We start from the raw sequence: 16,585 nt of genomic DNA on the forward strand, positions 1-16,585 counted from the left end.
GTCTGGGACCTTTTTCCCGTGACCGACACCGCCAGCCTCCTGACCTCCCGGAGCACCGGACTCCCCGCCGCCTGGTGGGCCCCGGCGCTGACCCTCGCAGAGCGGCTCGCCGCCCCCGGGCTCCCCGGGCCGGCCGTCGCGACCGGCGCCGCCGGGCCGCTGCCCTGGACGGTCGGCGACGCGGAGGGCTTCGCCCTCCGGCTGGACCGGCTGGGTGTGGACGGCGCAACGGCGGCGGCCCTGGCCGCCGAGCCCGCGGAGCGTCTGGCGGAGCGGGCCGTCGAGCCCGACTGGGCGTCGTACGCGGAGGAGGTGCTGGCCGCGGCCCCCGAGGGGCTGCCGGAGGTCGAGGTCGGCGGCGAGGGTCCCGACGCGTTCGCGCCGGCCGTGCGCCCGCTGGTCGCCATGGCCGCCGCCCGCCTCGCGGACCGGACGGCCGGCGTCCCGGACGCCGAGGCCACCGTGTGGCGGGACGCGTTCACCCGCCGTCTGACCCACCAGCTGGTCCGGCTCGCCGCCCGCACGCTGGCCCAGGAGCTGCACCGGGCCCGCCGCTCCCGGCGCCTGGCGGGCGCCGGCCCGCGCGAGCGGTTCGCCTCCTTCGTCGCGGCGGCCGGCACCCGGCGCGGACTGTCGGACCTGTTCACCGCCTACCCGGTCCTGGCGCGGATGCTGAGCCGGACCGCGCTGGACGCGACGGAGGCCACGGCCGAACTCGTCGCCCGCTTCCGGTCCGACCGCGCGGACCTGGTCGCCGCTCTCCTCGACGGCCGGACGCCGGGCCGGCTGGTCCGCGTCGACCTCGGCCGCGGCGACGCCCACCAGGGCAACCGGTCGGTGGCGATCCTGCACTTCGCGGACGGCCGCCGCCTCGTCCACAAGCCCCGTCCGCTCGACCAGCACGCCCTCCTCGACGACCTGGTCTCCTGGCTCAACGCGAAGGTCCCCGGTCTGGGACTGCGCACCCCGCGCACGCTGCGCCGGAAGTCCCACGGCTGGCTGGAGTTCGTCGAACACCGCTGGTGCTCCTCGGTGACGGAGACCGACACCTTCTACCGCCGCCAAGGCGCCCTGCTGGCCCTGCTGTACGCGGTGGACGGCGCCGACATGCACTACGAGAACGTCATCGCGTACGGTGACCAGCCGGTCCTGGTGGACGCCGAGACGCTGCTGCACACCGGTCTCGGCCAGGCCCTCACGGCGGGCGCCGACCCGGCGGCGGACGCGCTGGCCGCCTCCGTCCACCGCACCTGCCTGCTCCCGCACCTGCTCATCGGGGAACACGGCGCGCTGGACATCTCCGCGCTCGGCCGGGACACCGACGGCACCTTCCCCAGCGAGGGCCTGCGCTGGGAGGACAGCGGACTGGACACGATGCGGGCGGTGCGCGGGCCGCTGGCCAGCCCCGCCGCCCAGAACCACCCGCTGCCGCACGGCACTTCCCTCTCCGTCACCGACCACACGGCGGCCCTGCTGGAGGGGTTCCGCGCCGCCTATGCGGCGATCGTCGCCCACCGCGGCGAACTGATCGGCCAGGACGGCCCGTTGACCCGCTGGGGCGACCGTCCGGCCCGGCTCATCGCCCGCGCGACCCGGCTGTACGCCACCCTGCTGGAGGAGTCCACCCACCCCGCGCTGCTGGGCAACGCTCTGGCCCGGGAAGGGGTGTTCGCGGTGCTGTGGTCGGAGTCCGCGCAGGACCCGGCGCGCGAGCGGCTCATCGAGCACGAGACGGCGGCGCTGTGGCGCGGTGACGTCCCCTTCTTCACCCACCGGCCCACCGGCACGGCCGTGACCGCCGACGACGGTGCCCGCGTGCCCGACCTTCTGCCGGTGGCCGCCGTGACCGCGGTGCGCGAGAAGATCGGCCGTATGGACGAGGTCGACTGCCTCGACCAGGAGTGGGTCATCTCGGCCACCCTCGCGGTGCGCGGGGCGAGTTCCCCGCCGGACCGCCCCCGGTCGGAGCTCGCACCGGCCCCCGTGCCGCCGGTGGCGCCGGACCCGTCCCGGCTGCTGGCCGCCGCCTGCGGGATCGCCGACGAGATCGCGGCCCGCGCGGTCCGCGGCGGCACCCGCACCAACTGGATCGGTCTGGAGCGGGTGTCGGGCGACCACTGGGCCGTCCTGCCGATGGGGGCGGGCCTGGCCCAGGGCTACTGCGGAGTCGCCCTGTTCCTCGCCCACACCGAGGCGCTCACCGGCTCGGGACGCTACGGCGCGGCGGCCCGCGAGGCGGTGCGTCCGCTGCCGGCCCTGCTCAAGGCGCTCGCCGAGGACCCCGAGCTGAGCGAGGCCGCCGGCCCCGGCGCCTACGACGGACTCGGCGGGATCGTGTACGCCCTGGTCCGGCTGGCGGGGCTCCTCGACGAGGGACTGCAGGCGTGTCTGCCGGACGCGCTCACCGCCCTGGGGCACGCGGCGGCGGCCTGCGCCGACCCCGGTCTGGCCCAGGGGCGGGCGGGAGCCCTGGCCGCCTCGGTCGCCGCGTACGAGGCCACCGGTGATCCGGCGGCGCTGCGGCTGGCGGACCAGGTCGCGGACCTGCTGCCGCAGGCGCTCGGGGAGGACCCGGTCACGCCCGCCGTGGTGGGTTCCGGCCTCCCGTCGTCCGCCGGTTTCGCCGACGGCGCCGCCGGCATCGCCTGGGCGCTGCGGCGCTACGCGGGCCACCGCCCCGAGCGCGCCGCCCGCGCCGAGCGCACGGCCGTCGCCCTGTTGGACTCCGGTGCGCACCACGGCGATCCGGCGGACCTGTCCTGGTCGCACGGGCTGGCCGGACGAGCCGTCGCCGGGCTGCCGAACCCGGTCGGACCGCCGGACGACGCAAGCCTGTTCGAAGCCTCCGTGCGGCTCGCGGACGCGCCCATCGGTCCCGACCTCAGCCTCGCCCAGGGCGTCCTCGGCCGGCTGGAGGCCCTGACCGTCCTGGCCGGGCAGGGCGACAGCACGGCCCGTTCGGCGCTGCGACGGCACACCGGTCACGTCCTCGCCCTCGTCGAGGCACAGGGCCACCGCTGCGCCACCCCCGACCACGTCCCCTCCCCCGGTCTGCTGACCGGCCTCGCCGGCATCGGCTACGGACTGCTCCGCCTGGCCCACCCCGGGACCGTCCCGTCGGTCCTGCTCCTGCACCACCCGGACCACTGACCCGCCCCGACCACCGACCCGCCCGCACCTTCCGTGCCACTCGCTCCACCCGTCACACCCGCACCACTCGCACCGCGCTCGTCAGCACCACGGCACCTCCCCGGATCCGAACCCGCGCGCCCACACGGGACACCAGAAGGGACCACCGTCATGGACCAGCACCTCGCCGCCGCCGACTCCGCCGAGTTCACCGCCGTCGAGTCCGCCGAGACCGCGCGCACCGAGCAGGACGTCGTGGGCGGCATCACCCTCTCCGGTCGCAACCGCGCCTGCGCCCGCGCCCGTGTGCTGGCCGGCATGGTCCTCACCAGCGGCATCGTCATCACGCTGAGCAGCCTTGACACCTCGGTCTCCGCCCCCAACTGACTCTGCATCAACCGCTGTTCCACGTGATGGCGCGGGCTCGCCACGGCGGGCCCGCGCCGCGGCGTTACCGGACGGCCGGCGCGCGCACCCACCCGACGCGGTCCGGCGCATCTGCGGTCGACCTCGACCCCGGCGCGACCTGCCCCCGGCCGACTCGGCCGATTATCATCAGCGTTCATGCGTTCCCATGCGCCTTCCCTGGTCGGGCGGGACCTCCACCTCACCCAGCTCGAGCGCTCCCTGGCCGACGCCAGGCAGGGCATGGGCAGCGTCGTCTTCCTGGTCGGCGAGGCCGGGGTCGGCAAGTCCCGGCTCGCGGCGGAGGCGGTGGGCCAGGCCGTGGGCTCCGGGATGCGGGTGCTGCGCGGCCGGAGCAGCACCACCGGTCCCGCCGTGCCGTTCCGGCCGCTCACCGAGGCGCTGATGTCGCTGTTCCGCGGCGGCGATCCCATGGACGACCTCGCGCTCGGCCCCTACCGTCCGGTGCTGGGGCGGCTGATCCCGGACTGGGACACCGGGGAACGTGACAGCACTTCCATGGTCATCCTCGGGGAGGCCGTGCTGCGGCTGCTCATCGCGGCCGGTCGCGGCCAGGGGCAGCTACTGCTCCTGGAGGACCTGCACGACGCCGACCCCGAGACGCTCGGCGTCCTGGAGTACCTGGTCGACAACCTGGCCTACACGCCCGTGCTCCTGGTGGCGACGGTGCGCACCGACATCAGCGACGCGCTGGACCTCGCGCAGTCGGCCCGCCGTCGCGGGGCCGCCACCGTGGTCGAACTGCCGCCGCTGTCCCGGCCGCAGGTGCACGAGATGGTCGCCGCCCAGCTCGGCGTGGACAGCCCCGGCGACGTCCCCGCCGAGGTCCTCGACCGACTGTGGGAGGACAGTGCGGGCAGCCCTTACCTCGTCGAGGAACTGCTCCAGTCCATGATCGGCTCGGGCACCCTGGTGCAGGGTCCCGGTGGCTGGCGTGCCGTCGGCGATCCGCGCCGTGACGTTCCCTCAACGCTGGCGCGCGGCATCCTGCGCCGGATCGACCGGCTCGGCGCACAGGGGCTGACGCTGATGTCGGCCGCCGCGGTCCTGGGCCGCCGTTTCCCGCTCTCGGTGCTCCAGCGTGTCACCGGGGTCGACGACCGGACCCTGCTCGGCCATCTCCACGCCGGTGTCGCCGCCCGCCTGGTGGTCCCCGACGAACCCGCGCCCGACTGGTACTCCTTCCGCCACTCCCCCACGCTGAAGGCCCTGTTCACGCACATGACGCCGGGCCGGCGCGCGGAGCTGGCCCGGCGCGGCGCCCAGGCCGTGGAAGAGCTGCACCCGGCGCTGGAGGGCGACTGGTGCGCGCTGGCGGCCGGTCTGCGCTGCGAGGCAGGCGACCGGGTCGAGGCGGGGCTGCTCTACGCCGACGCCGGTGGTCGCGCCCTGGCCGCGGGCGCCCTGAACTCGGCGGTGACCCTGCTCAGCCGGGCCGAGTCGCTGCTCGCCGAGGGGGGTGATCCGCAGGCGCGGGCCGCCGCCCTGGAGAACCTGCTCCCCGCGCTCGCCGAGGCCGGTGACTTCGCGCGCGCCTTCGACCTGGTCGACGACCTGCACGCGCTCGGCGGAGAAGGGCTGAGCCCCGTCCGGCTGGCGACGCTGCACGCCCGGCTGGCCAAGGTGGCGCACACGGCGGGGCGGTGGAGCGACGGCAACCGGCAGGTCGACCGCGCCCGCGAGGTGCTGGCGGGCACCCCCGACGAGGCCACCGCGGCTGCCGTGGACGTCACCGCCGCCTACCTCGCCCTGGACACCCCCGGCCCCGACCGGACCCAGCACGCGGAGAAGCTGGCGCGTTCCGCCGCCGACACGGCCGAGCGCCACGGGCTGCCGGTCGTCGCCTGCCAGGCCTGGGAACTGCTCGCCACGGTCGCGCGCGAGCGGGATCCGTGGGAGTCGGAGGCCATGCTCGGACAGGCGATGTCCGCGGCCGAGCGGCACCGGCTGCCGTTGCAGCGCATGTACGCGGCGACCCGCATGGGCGGCAACGCCTGGCTGGCCGAGGGCGACACCGGCGGGCTGCTGTCGGCCCGTGCGGAGGCGTTGCGGCTGGGCTCGGTGAACATCGTGCACACCGTCGACGGCATCCTCGTCCTGGACGCCGTGCTGCGCGGCCGGGACGACGTGGCGCGTTCCGCCGCCGCGGAGTGCCTGGCCGTCGTGCGCCGGCTGCGGATGGCCCCGGCCGTGCGGTACGTGGTGATGGCGCAGGCCACGCTGGAGGCCCACCGCGGTGACCGGCAGGCCATGGAGGCGACGCTGGCGGCGTTCACCGAGTGGGACGGGGCCGGTTCGCAGGAGGAGCCGCTCACCAGGGGCCTGGCCGGCGCGTTCTGCGCGCTGCTCGAGGAGAACCGGGAGCTGGCCCGCGAGGAGCTGGCGGCGGTGCAGGCCATGGAGGCGGACAACCCCTCCACCTACCATCTCGGCGGCACCCACGGACTGGGGCTCCTGCTGGACGTGCTGGAGGGTGACGCCGACCGGGCCCGGCACGCGGAGATCACGGCGACGGCGATGGCCCGCATGCGCTGGAACCGGCAGTTCGTCCACCTCGCCGAGGCCGTCCTGCTGGGCCGGGAGGGGGCCGACGCGGACGCGGCGGCCGCCGTGGAGCGGGCGCTGGCGGCGGCGGAGCCGTATCCGCTGGCCCAGCACCTGGGGCTGCGGCTGGTCGCGGACGCCGCGCACCAGGACGGCTGGGGCGATCCGGTGGGCTGGCTGCGGCGCGCCGAACACCACTTCCACGAGCGGGACATCGCGGCCGTCACCGGCGCCTGCCGGGCGGGGCTGCGCCGTCTGGGCGCCCCGGTGCACCAGCACCGCAGCGGCACCAGCGGCATTCCCGAGCAGCTGCGCACGCAAGGGGTGACGGTCCGGGAGTTCGACGTGTTCCGGCTGCTGGCGGAGCGGCTCAGCAACAAGGACATCGCGGATCGGCTGTTCATCTCGCCCCGGACGGCGGAGAAGCACATCGCCAGCCTGATCACCAAGACGGGGGCGGCCAACCGCGCGGACCTGTGCGCGCGGTCGGCCGCCCTGCGTTCGGGCTGAACGGGCCGAGGGCGGGTTCAGCGCATCTCCCGCACCGCCCGGGATCCGAGCACCGCGAGCCCGGTGACCGCGAGGACCGCGGCCACGACCCCGAACAGGGCGAGGTGTCCCGTCCCGGCCAGGGCGCCGCACAGGATCAGCGACAGGGGTGCGGCGGCGTAGCCGAGGACCATGTCGACGGAGACGACGCGGGTGAGGACGTCCTGCGGGATGTTGCGCTGGATCCAGCTCAGTCCGAACACGCCCTGGTAGCCGATGGCGAAGCCCATGGCGAGGACGGTCGCGATGACGACCGGGGTGTTCTGGGCGAGGCCGAGGACGGCCATTCCGGCGCCCAGCCAGCCGGCGAGGCCGGCGACCAGGAGGCCGACGCGGGGCCGTCCGCCGACCGCCCCGCCGACGAGGGTGCCGAGGACGGCGCCGGCGGCCAGGGCGCCGTTGAGGACGCCGAGGGTGGCCGAGCCTCCGCGCAGCACCTGGTCGGCGAGGGTGGCGAAGCCGACCGTGAAGGGGCCCGCGTAACAGAAGTTGACCGCGGTGTCGAGGGCGACGATGGTGCGCAGACGCGGGTCGCGCAGGGTGAAGGTGACGCCTTCGCGGATGCGGGCGCCGAGGGAGGGCCCCTTCTCCTCCGGGGCGGCCTTGGGCGTGTCGGGCCGGGGGCGGGTGCGGATGCGGGCGACGCACAGTCCGCACAGCGCGAAGCAGACGGCGTCGACGAGGAAGGCGACCGGCGCCTCGGTGAGGGCGATGACCGTGCCGCCGACGGCGGGGCCGAGGACGGCGGCGGTGCGCGCGCCGACGCCGAGCAGGGCGTTGGCCGGGGCGAGCAGGTCCTTGTCGACGACCGACGGCAGGATGGAGACGCGGGCGGGCTGGAAGAAGGCGTCGACGGCGCCGAACGCGGCGGCCGCCGCGCACAGCATCCACACGGTGAGCTGCCCGGTGAGTCCGGCGATGCCGACGGCGGCCATCAGGGCGCTGCGGGTCCAGCTGGAGGCCACCATGAGGGTGCGGGTGGACCAGGTGTCGCCGAGGGTGCCGCCGACCAGGGTGAGCAGGGCGCGGGGCACGGCCTGGAAAGCCAGGACGTAGCCCAGGGTGAGGGTGGAGCCGGTCAGGCTCAGGGTGATCCAGGAGAAGGCGACGACGGTGAATCCGTCGCCGAGCAGGGAGAGCGCCTGCCCCGTCCACAGCAGGCGGAAGGAACGGTGCCGGGCGGGCGCCCACAGCCGCGGGCGGTCCGCGGCGAGGGTCGTGACCATGGGGTGCCTCTCTTCGGGGGAGGTGTGCGGTCCGGTCAGTAGTGGACGGGCAGGGCGGTGAGGCTGCGGTTGAGCAGGGACGGCTGCCAGGAGAGCCGTGCGGGGTCGGCGAGGGCCAGGCCCGGCCGCTCGCACACGAGCGTGCGCACGGCGCACACGGCGACGAGGCGGGCGAGCGCGGCGCCGATGCAGAAGTGGGCGCCGAAGCCGAAGCCGAGGTGGGTCGCGCCGCCGCGGGTGACGTCGAAGCGGCCCGGGTCGGGGAAGCGGGCGGGGTCGCGGTTGGCGGCGGCGGTGACGAGGAAGATCCGGTCGCCCGCGCGCAGGGTGTGGCCGCCGAGTTCGAGGTCCTTCGCGGCGGTGCGGATGGACATCTTCGACGGCCCGTCCAGGCGCAGGGTCTCCTCCACGGCGCCCTGGGCCAGGTCCGGTTCGGCGCGGACGGCGGCGAGCTGGTCGGGGCGGGTGTGCAGGGCCAGGACGGTGTTGGCGATGAGGTTGCTGGTGGTCTCCCCGCCGGCGAACGCCATCTGGGTGAGCATGCCGACGAACTCCTGCTCGCTGACGGTGTCGCCGACGCGGCCCTCGGCGAGGACCTGGCTGATGAGGTCGTCGCCGGGCTCGGCGCGCCGCCGTTCGACGAGCGCGCCGAGGTAGTCCTCCAGGCTCACCAGGGCCTGGAGGGAGGCCCGGTACTCGCTCTCCTCCTGGGCGGTGCCGAGCACGAGGTCGGCGACGCGGGCGTTCCAGTACCAGAAGGAGGGGCCGTCGGTGGGCGGGATGCCGAGCCAGCGGGCGAAGACGAGGGCGGGCAGCGGTTTGGCGACGTCGGCCATGAGGTCGCCGCTGTGGCCGGGAGCCGCTTTGCGGGTGAGGACGGCCCGGGTGACCTTCTCGGTGAAGGCGCTGTAGCGGGCGACGGCGCGGGCGGCGAAGGCCTCCTGGAAGACCTGGCGCAGCCGGCGGTGCTGGGGCGGGTCGTTGAAGACCATCCAGCGGGACAGGATGGAGAAGGCGCGCTCGGCGTCCTCGCGGGCTCCTTGCGGCACGGCGTCCATCAGGGGGCGGACCCGGTCGGCGGAGACGGCGCGGTCGCGCAGGCAGCACATGACCTCGTCGTAGCCGGTGACGAGCCAGGCGTGGTGGAGCGGGCTCCACTGCACGGGGTCGCTCTCGCGCAGGGCGTCGAGGTGACCGTAGGGGTCGGCGACCAGGTCGGGGGCGAGGAGGTAGCGCTCGGTGGGGGCGGGGGCGAACGTGGTCATCGGGCTTCTCCGGTCTCCAGGGCGGCGAGCAGGTCGGCGATGCCTGTGACCTGGGGCTCGGCCATCATCGACATGTGGTCGCCCTCGCTGATGTGCAGGGTGAGCCCGTCGCGTGCGGTGGCCCGCCAGCGTTCGACGTAGGTGTCGAAGTCGACGTCGAGGCCGGGCATCGGGACGCCGCGGGGCAGGTTCGCGGCCTCGCTGCCGACCACGAGGTGGAGGTGGCCGGGGTAGGGGCGGACCTCGTAGGCGGCGAGTGCGGCGAGCAGGGAGTGCCAGACCTCGATGGGGGCGCCTTCGACGAGGGCGGCCTCGGCCGGGCTCATGCCGGCGCCGAGGAGGGTGGCGGTGAGTTCGGCGGTGGCGCGGTCGCGCTGCGGGGAGTCGGGCATTTCGCGCAGCCGGTCGCGCTGGCGCTGGGCCTCGCGCAGGTCGCGGGTGACGCCTTCGAGGCGGGCGCGGGCGGCGGGGTTGGGCAGGTAGGGCTCGATGAGGACGAGCGGGGCGACGGGATGGCCGGACTGGTGCAGCTGGGTGGCCATCTCCAGGGCGATGTTGGCGCCCATGGACCAGCCGAGCAGGGCGTGCGGGCCGGGCGCCGCGCGATCGGTGATCTCGGCAGCGTAGTTGGCGGCGATGCCGGTCACGGTGCTGGGGTCAACGCCGCCGAGCAGTCCGCGGGCCTGGAAGGCGTGGACGGGACGGCCGGGCGGCAGGGCGCGGGCGAGCGGCACGAACCAGGCGGCGCTGCCGCCGGTGGGGTGCACACACCACAGGGGTTCGCCGTCGCCCTCGCGCAGCCGCACCTCGGAGGTGACGGTCCGGGGCAGTCCGGCGCCGACCGCGCGGGTGGCGTGGGCGGCGAGGCGGGCGAGGGTGGGGTGTTCGATCAGGTCGCCGACGGTGACGGGCAGTCCGCGTCCCGCGGCCATCAGGGACACGCGGACGGTGGACAGGGAGCTGCCGCCGATCCGGAAGAAGTCGTCGTGGACGCCGATCCGGGACAGGCCCAGCACCTCGCGCCAGATTTCGGCGAGGATCCGCTCGGCGGGGGTGGAGGGGGCGACGTACGCGGTCTCGTCCTGGTCGAGTTCGGCGGGCGGCAGGGGCAGCGCACGCCGGTCGATCTTTCCGCTGCGGTTGACGGGCATCTCGTCGAGGAGGACGAAACGCGAGGGCACCATGTAGGCGGGCAGCCCGGTGCGCAGGGCGCCGCGCAGCTCCTCGGGGGTGTGCCGGCCGGTGTCGTCGGTGACCAGGTAGGCGACGAGGGCGGGTTCGCCCCCGGGCAGGTCGGTGCGGTGCAGGACGACGGCCTGGCGGACGCCGGGCAGTCGCCGCAGGGCGTGCTCGATCTCGCCGAGTTCGATGCGGAAGCCGCGCAGTTTCACCTGGGCGTCGCGGCGGCCGAGCCATTCGACGGTGCCGTCGGGCCGGTAGGCGCCGAGGTCGCCGGTGCGGCACAGCCGCTCGCCGGGGCCGCCGTAGGGGTCGGGGACGTAGGTGGCGGCGGTGAGGCCGGGGCGGCCGAGGTAGCCGCGGCCGACGGCCCGTCCGCCGAGGTGGATCTCGCCGGGGACGCCGACCGGGACGGGCTGGAGGTCGTCGTCGAGGACGTGGACGCGGGTGTTGCGGATCGGGGTGCCGACGGGCGGCCGGCCCTGGCCGGGGGCGAGATCGGCGGCGACGGACCACACGGTGGTCTCGGTGAGGCCGTACACGTTCTGGAAGCGGCGGCCCCGTGACCAGCGGTCGGCGAGTTCGGCGGGGCAGGCCTCGCCCGCGACCTGGAGGACGCGCAGGTCGGGGAAGGTGTCCTCGCCGAGGACGGCCAGGGCGCTGGGCGGGAGCATGCCGCCGGTGACGCGGGCCTCGCGCAGGGTGCGGGCCAGGTCGGGGCCGGGGCGCAGGTCCTCCTTGGGTGCGGTGACCAGGCGGCCGCCGTTGGCGAGGGACCAGGTCAGTTCCAGGATGGAGGCGTCGAAGCCGAAGGACGCGAACTGCAGGACGCGGTCCTCGGGGGTGGGGTCGACCAGGTCGCGCTGGCCTTCGAGCATGTTGGACAGGCCGCCGTGCGCGATGGCGACGCCCTTGGGGACGCCGGTGGAGCCGGACGTGTAGATCAGGTAGGCGAAGGTGTCGGCGTCGGGCTCGCGGCCCGGCACCGGTCCGACCGGCTCGGCGGGCGCGTCCAGGTGGAGGGTGGGGCCGTCGAAGGGGACGGCGCCGTCCAGCGCCCGCTGGGTCAGCAGCACCCGCATACCGCTGTCCTCGGCCATGAACGCGAGCCGGTCGGTGGGGTGTTGCGGGTCGAGCGGGACGAACGCGCCGCCGGAGCGCAGCACGCCGAGCGCGGCGCGGACCCAGTCCGGCCCCCGGTCGACGCAGATGCCGACGACGCTCTCGGGTCCGACGCCGAGCAACCGAAGGCGGCGGGCGATCTGTTCGGCCTGCTCGTGGAGTTCGGCGTAGGTCAGGGTCTGGCCGCGGTGCTCGACGGCGACGGCGTGCGGGGTGCGGGCGGCCCATGCGGCGACGTGCTCGTGGAACAGCAGCGGCGAGGAGGGCAGGTCCGGGCCCGCGGCCCAGCCGAGGACCGTCTCACGGGCGGCGCCGGTGGCGGCGGGCGGGCGGATCCGGGCGTGCGGGTCGGCGGTCATGGCCTCGAGCTGGGCCACGAAGACGTCGGCGACCTGTTCGGCGGTGGCCGGCGCCACGTACTCGGGGTCGGCGTCGAGGGTGAAGGCGTTGACGCTGGCGTTGACCAGCAGCGGGAACATCGTGCGGGCGATCTCCAGGGAGTCGTCCCAGGAGTCGTGCGCCAGGCGGTGGAAGTTGACGTAGTTGAAGACGGTGTCGGTCAGGTTCGGTTCGGTGGGCCGCAGTTGGGCGATGCGGACGAGCGGGACCCGACGGTGCGGCAGCATCTCCTGCTCGGCGCCGAACACGTCCCTCAGGTAGGTCAGCCAGTCGCCGCGCGGGCGGTCCACGCCGAACGGCACGGTGTTGAGGAACAGTCCGCGCATCCGGTCGGCGCCGGGCACCTCGGGGCGGCCGTTGGTGACCAGGCCGATGCTGTGGCCGCGCACGCTGTCGTCGCGGTCGGCGAACAGGCTCATGGTGTGGTGGAAGGCGGCCAGCAGCACGGTGCGGCGGGGCACGCCCGCCTCCTTGGCGAGGCGTCCGATGCGTGTCGCGAGGTGGGCGTAGGAGCGACGCACCTCGTGCACCGGCGGACCGTCCACGGCGGCCGTGTCGGTGCGCCGGCGCAGGGTGACCGGGCGCAGCGCGGCGAGCCGGTCGCGCCAGTAGGCCAGGGAGTCCTCGTCGGCGAGCGCGGCCCGCTCCAGGGCGACGTACTCGGCGAAGGCCGGGACGCTCGCAGGGCGCGGCGCGGTGCGCCGGGTGACCGCCTCGCGGTGCAGGGCCAGCAGGTCGGCGACGAGGGAGGTCAGGCTCCAGCCGTCGAGGACGACATGGCAGTCGGTGAGGACCAGGCGCAGGTCGTGGTCGGTGACGTGGTGCAGGTGGATGCGGACGAGGGGGGCGGCGGCGAGGTCGAAGCGGCGGTCGAACTCGGCGTCGACGAACCGGCGCAGCCGCTCGCGCTGCTCCTCGCGGGGCAGTCCGCGCAGGTCGGTGTAGCCGACGGGCAGGTGGGCGGTGCGGTGGACGAGCTGGAGGGGTTCGCGGTAGCCGACGAGGTCGACGGAGGTCCGCAGGATCGGGTGGGCGGCGACGACTGCGTCGACGGCGGACTGGAAGGCTGCGGCGTCGAAGCCCTCGGGGACGGTGATCTTCAGGTCGGTGACGTTGTGGTAGGCGCCGCGCCGGTGGTCGGCGAGCATCTCGTGGAGCATGCCGGCCTGGAGCATGGTGAGCGGGTAGGCGTCGGCGAGGCCGTCGGGCAGCCGGTCCCGGTCGGCGGGGGCGACGAGGGAGAAGGGGGCGACCGGTTCGGGGGTGTCGGCGGCGTCGGTGACCAGTTCGGCGAGGTCGGCGAGGGTGCGGGCGCGGAAGACGTCGGCGACGGAGAAGCCGAGCCCGGCAAGCCGGCCGACGCCGACCAGGCGCAGGGCGAGGATGGAGTCGCCGCCGAGGTCGAAGAAGTTGTCGGTGCGTCCGACCCGCTCCACGCTCAGGACCTGCCCGAACACCTCCGCCAGGGCCTGCTCGGTCGGTCCCTGCGGGGGGACGTGCGCCGAATCCTGGGCGGTGGTGGGGCGCACGGCGGTCAGGGCGGCGCGGTCGACCTTGCCGTTGGCGGTCAGCGGCAGGCGGTCGTGGCGGACGAACAGGGCGGGGACCATGTACTCGGGCAGCGTCAGCCGCAGTCCCTCGCGCAGGGCGGGCGCGTCCAGGGGGCGGCCCTCGGGGGTGACGACGTGGGCGACGAGGCGGGCGGCGCCGCCGTCGCGCCGGGCCACCACGGCGGTGTCCGCGACGCCGGGCAGTGCGCGCAGGGCGGTCTCGATCTCGCCGGGCTCGATCCGGTAGCCGCGGATCTTGATCTGGTGGTCGGCGCGGCCGACGTAGGCGAGCTGTCCGTCGGGCAGGACGCGTACGAGGTCGCCGGTGCGGTACATGCGGGAGCCGGGGGCGCCGAAGGGGTCGTCGAGGAAGCGCTCCGCGGTCAGCTCGGGCCGGTTGTGGTAGCCGCGGGCCACTCCCCCGCCGGCCACGTGGAGTTCGCCGACGGTGCCGTGCGGAACGAGGCGGCCCCAGGCGTCCAGCACGTAGCCGTGGGCGGCGGTGAGCGGGCGGCCGACGGGTGAGCGGACGTCGCCGTGGACGTCGTCCTCGGTGATGGTGCGGATCGTGACGTGGACGGTGGTCTCGGTGATGCCGTACATGTTGACCAGCTCCGGGCGGGGCCCGGGGGCGGTGAACCAGTCATGGTAGTCGCGCACGTCGAAGGCGTCGCCGCCGAAGACGACCGTCCGCAGGGCGAGGTCGGTGAAGTCGGCCCCGTTCTGGGCGAGATGGGCGCGCAGCCCCTTGAAGGCGGCCGGGGTCTGGTTGAGGACGGTGACGCCCTCCTCGCGCAGCACCCGGTGCACGGCGGCCGGGTCGCGCACCTCGTCCCCGGTGAGGACGACGACGTGTCCGCCGGTGGCGAGGGGCGCCCACAGCTCCCACACGGAGAAGTCGAAGGCGGGCGAGTGCATCAGGGTCCACACGTCGTCGGGACCGAAGTCGAAGTGCCGGTCGGCGGCGCCCAGCAGCCAGGCCAGGTTGCCGTGGGTGATCTCGACGCCCTTGGGGCGGCCGGTGGAGCCGGAGGTGTAGATGACGTAGGCGAGGTCGTCGTGGGCGGGGACGACGTCCTCCGGCGACGGCGCGGCGCCCACTCCGGTGGTGTCCCGCGCCGCGGGGCGCCGCTCGTCGACGTCCCGCTCGGTGGCGTTCAGTTCGAGCAGCCGGGCCGGCAGGCCCTCCACCGCGTCGCGGGTGGCCGCGTCGGTGACGATGAGCTCGATGCCGGAGTCGGTGACGGTGTACTCACGGCGCGCCTTGGGGTGCGTCGGGTCCAGCGGCAGATAGGCGGCTCCGGTCCGCCAGACGGCCAGGAGGGCGACGGCGAGGTCGGGGGTGCGGTCGAGGCAGACGCCGACGAGGGCGCCCGGGGTGACGCCGGCCGCGCGCAGTCGCCGCGCCAACGCCGAAGCCCGCGCGTCGAGTTCGGCGTAGGTCAGGCCCCGGCCCGAGCCGGTGACGGCGCGCGCGTGAGGGGTGCGGGCGATGTGTCCGGCGAGCCGGTCGACGGCGGTGCGCGACAAGGCGGCGGGCGTGTCGGTCCTGCGGGCGGGGCCGTCCGGGCCGAGCAGGCGGGCGCGTTCGGCGGCGGTGAGCGGGTCGACGGTGCTCAGGGGCGCGTCGGGGCGGGTGCGGAACGCCTCCAGGAAGGCCACGGTGTGCCGGGCCAGCGCGGCGACGGTCTCCTCCTCGAACAGGTCGGGGCGGTAGACGAAGGCGAGTTCGGTGCGGCCGGCGCCCTCGCGCAGGTCGAGGGTGAGGTCGAACTTCGCGGTGGTGAGCCCGATGCGGTACGGCGCGCCCTCGGCCTGCCCGAGAGCGAGGGCGCCCGCGCCGGTCTCGGTGTGCGTGTAGAGCACCTGCACCAGCGGGTTGCGGGCGAGGTCGCGTTCGGGGCTGAGGGCCTCGACGACCTTCTCGAAGGGCAGCGACTGGTGGGTGAACGCCTCCAGGACCCGGTCGCGGGTGCGGGCGAGGAGCGTGGCCGGAGTCGGGTCGTCGGAGAAGTCGCCGCGCATCACGAGGGTGTTGACGAAGAACCCGACGAGCTGTTCGGTCTCGGCCCGCTCGCGGTTGGCGACGACGGTGCCCACGGCGATGTCGTGCTGTCCGCTGTGGAAGGCGAGCGCTGCCTGGAAGGCGGCGAGCACGGTCATGTAGGGCGTGGTCCCGGCGGTGCGGCCGAGGGCGGCGAGGCCGTCGGTCAGGGCGGCCGGCAGGGTGACGGTGTGCACGGCGCCGTGACTGGAGGGCGTGTCGGGGCGCGGGTGGTCGGTGGGCAGGTCGAGCGGGGTCAGTCCGGCGAGTCGGGAGGTCCAGTGGTCCAGTGCCGGGCCCTGGTCGGCGGCGCGCTGCCAGAGGGCGTAGTCGGCGTAGTCCAGGGGCAGTTCGGGCAGGTCGGCGTCGCGGCCCTCGCGCCTGGCCCGGTACAGCTCGGCGAGGTCCCGTACGAGGACGTCGAGGGACCAGCCGTCGGAGACGATGTGGTGCATGGCGAGGACGAGGACGTGGTCGTCGTCGGCCGCGCGCACCAGGGTGGCCCGGAAGGCGGGTTCGCGGGCGAGGTCGAAGGGGCGCAGGGCAGCGGCGTGTACGGCGGCGTCCACCTGCCGGGCGGCGGCCTCGCCCACGGGGACGGCATCCGCCCCGCCGACGGATACGGCATCCGCCTCGCGGACCGCGCCGGCGTCCGCCTCTCCGCCCGCGGCCGCGTCGACGACGTCGAGCACGGCGTCGCCGGTCGGCAGGACGCGCTGGTACGGGACGCCCTCGTGCTCGGGGAAGACGACGCGCAGCTGTTCGTGCCGTACGACGAGGTCGGCGAGGGCGGCGCGCAGGGCCGGCACGTCCAGGGGGCCGCGCAGCCGCCACGCGGCGGGCAGCAGATAGGTCGCGGCGCCGGGGTCGAGGCGGTCCAGGAAGTACAGGCGCTGCTGGGCCGGGGACAGCGGGGTTCGCTCCGGGCGGGGCCGGACGCGGACGGGGCCGTCGTCGCGGACGGCCGACCGGCCGCGCAGCCGCTGCTCCAGCAGTCGCCGGGCGGCCGGGGAGAGGCCACCGCCTGCGGGCTGGGGGCCGGGGCGCACGTCGGACGTGGTCATGAGGGCACTCCGAATCTCAGGGTCTGGGGCAGAGCTGCGGGCCGGGTGGCGAACCGGACGGGCCTCGGCGGGCGGCCGTCCGGGTTCG

General features: G+C 75.4%; 6 protein-coding genes. 3 read left to right on the forward strand and 3 right to left on the reverse strand.

Annotation, left to right across the window (positions count from 1 at the left end; translation table 11 throughout):
- The first annotated feature begins 18 nt into the window (after positions 1-18).
- The 3 genes from B100_RS34575 (at position 19) to B100_RS0131935 (ending at position 6,609) form a co-directional block, all read left to right on the forward strand.
- Positions 19-3,150, forward strand: coding sequence for a type 2 lanthipeptide synthetase LanM family protein (locus tag B100_RS34575; RefSeq protein WP_486585752.1), 3,132 nt, complete (start codon positions 19-21; stop codon positions 3,148-3,150).
- Positions 3,151-3,300: 150 nt separating this feature from the next.
- Entirely contained in the window at positions 3,301-3,516 is a 216-nt protein-coding gene (locus B100_RS0131930; protein WP_024888421.1) for a hypothetical protein, read from the forward strand.
- Between the two features lie 177 nt (positions 3,517-3,693).
- The gene (locus tag B100_RS0131935; RefSeq protein ID WP_024888422.1) at positions 3,694-6,609 is read left to right on the forward strand and encodes a helix-turn-helix transcriptional regulator; all 2,916 of its coding nucleotides are present in this window, start codon (positions 3,694-3,696) and stop codon (positions 6,607-6,609) included.
- Positions 6,610-6,626: 17 nt separating this feature from the next.
- Here B100_RS0131935 and B100_RS0131940 read toward each other — a convergent pair whose 3' ends face one another.
- The 3 genes from B100_RS0131940 to B100_RS0131950 are packed head-to-tail and all read right to left on the reverse strand — an operon-like array spanning position 6,627 to position 16,497.
- Positions 6,627-7,874 carry an MFS transporter gene (locus tag B100_RS0131940; protein ID WP_024888423.1) on the reverse strand — a complete coding sequence of 416 codons (1,248 nt, stop codon included), beginning with the start codon at positions 7,872-7,874 and terminating at the stop codon, positions 6,627-6,629.
- Positions 7,875-7,909: 35 nt separating this feature from the next.
- Positions 7,910-9,139, reverse strand: a complete 1,230-nt coding sequence (locus B100_RS0131945; protein ID WP_024888424.1) for a cytochrome P450 — start codon at positions 9,137-9,139, stop codon at positions 7,910-7,912.
- A complete protein-coding gene (locus tag B100_RS0131950) occupies positions 9,136-16,497 on the reverse strand; it encodes a non-ribosomal peptide synthetase (RefSeq protein ID WP_024888425.1) in 7,362 nt (2,453 codons plus the stop codon). Before B100_RS0131950 ends, B100_RS0131945 begins: the two co-directional genes overlap by 4 nt.
- Between the last annotated feature and the right edge of the window lie 88 nt (positions 16,498-16,585).

The sequence above is a fragment of the Streptomyces sp. CNH189 genome (assembly GCF_000527195.1).

Excerpts from the sequence above, each read along its gene's own strand:
- B100_RS0131940 (WP_024888423.1), bottom strand. The coding sequence starts at position 7,874 with ATGGTCACGACCCTCGCCGCGGACCGCCCGCGGCTGTGGGCGCCCGCC.
- B100_RS0131950 (WP_024888425.1), bottom strand. The coding sequence starts at position 16,497 with ATGACCACGTCCGACGTGCGCCCCGGCCCCCAGCCCGCAGGCGGTGGC.
- B100_RS0131930 (WP_024888421.1), top strand. The coding sequence starts at position 3,301 with ATGGACCAGCACCTCGCCGCCGCCGACTCCGCCGAGTTCACCGCCGTC.
- B100_RS0131935 (WP_024888422.1), top strand. The coding sequence starts at position 3,694 with ATGCGTTCCCATGCGCCTTCCCTGGTCGGGCGGGACCTCCACCTCACC.
- B100_RS0131945 (WP_024888424.1), bottom strand. The coding sequence starts at position 9,139 with ATGACCACGTTCGCCCCCGCCCCCACCGAGCGCTACCTCCTCGCCCCC.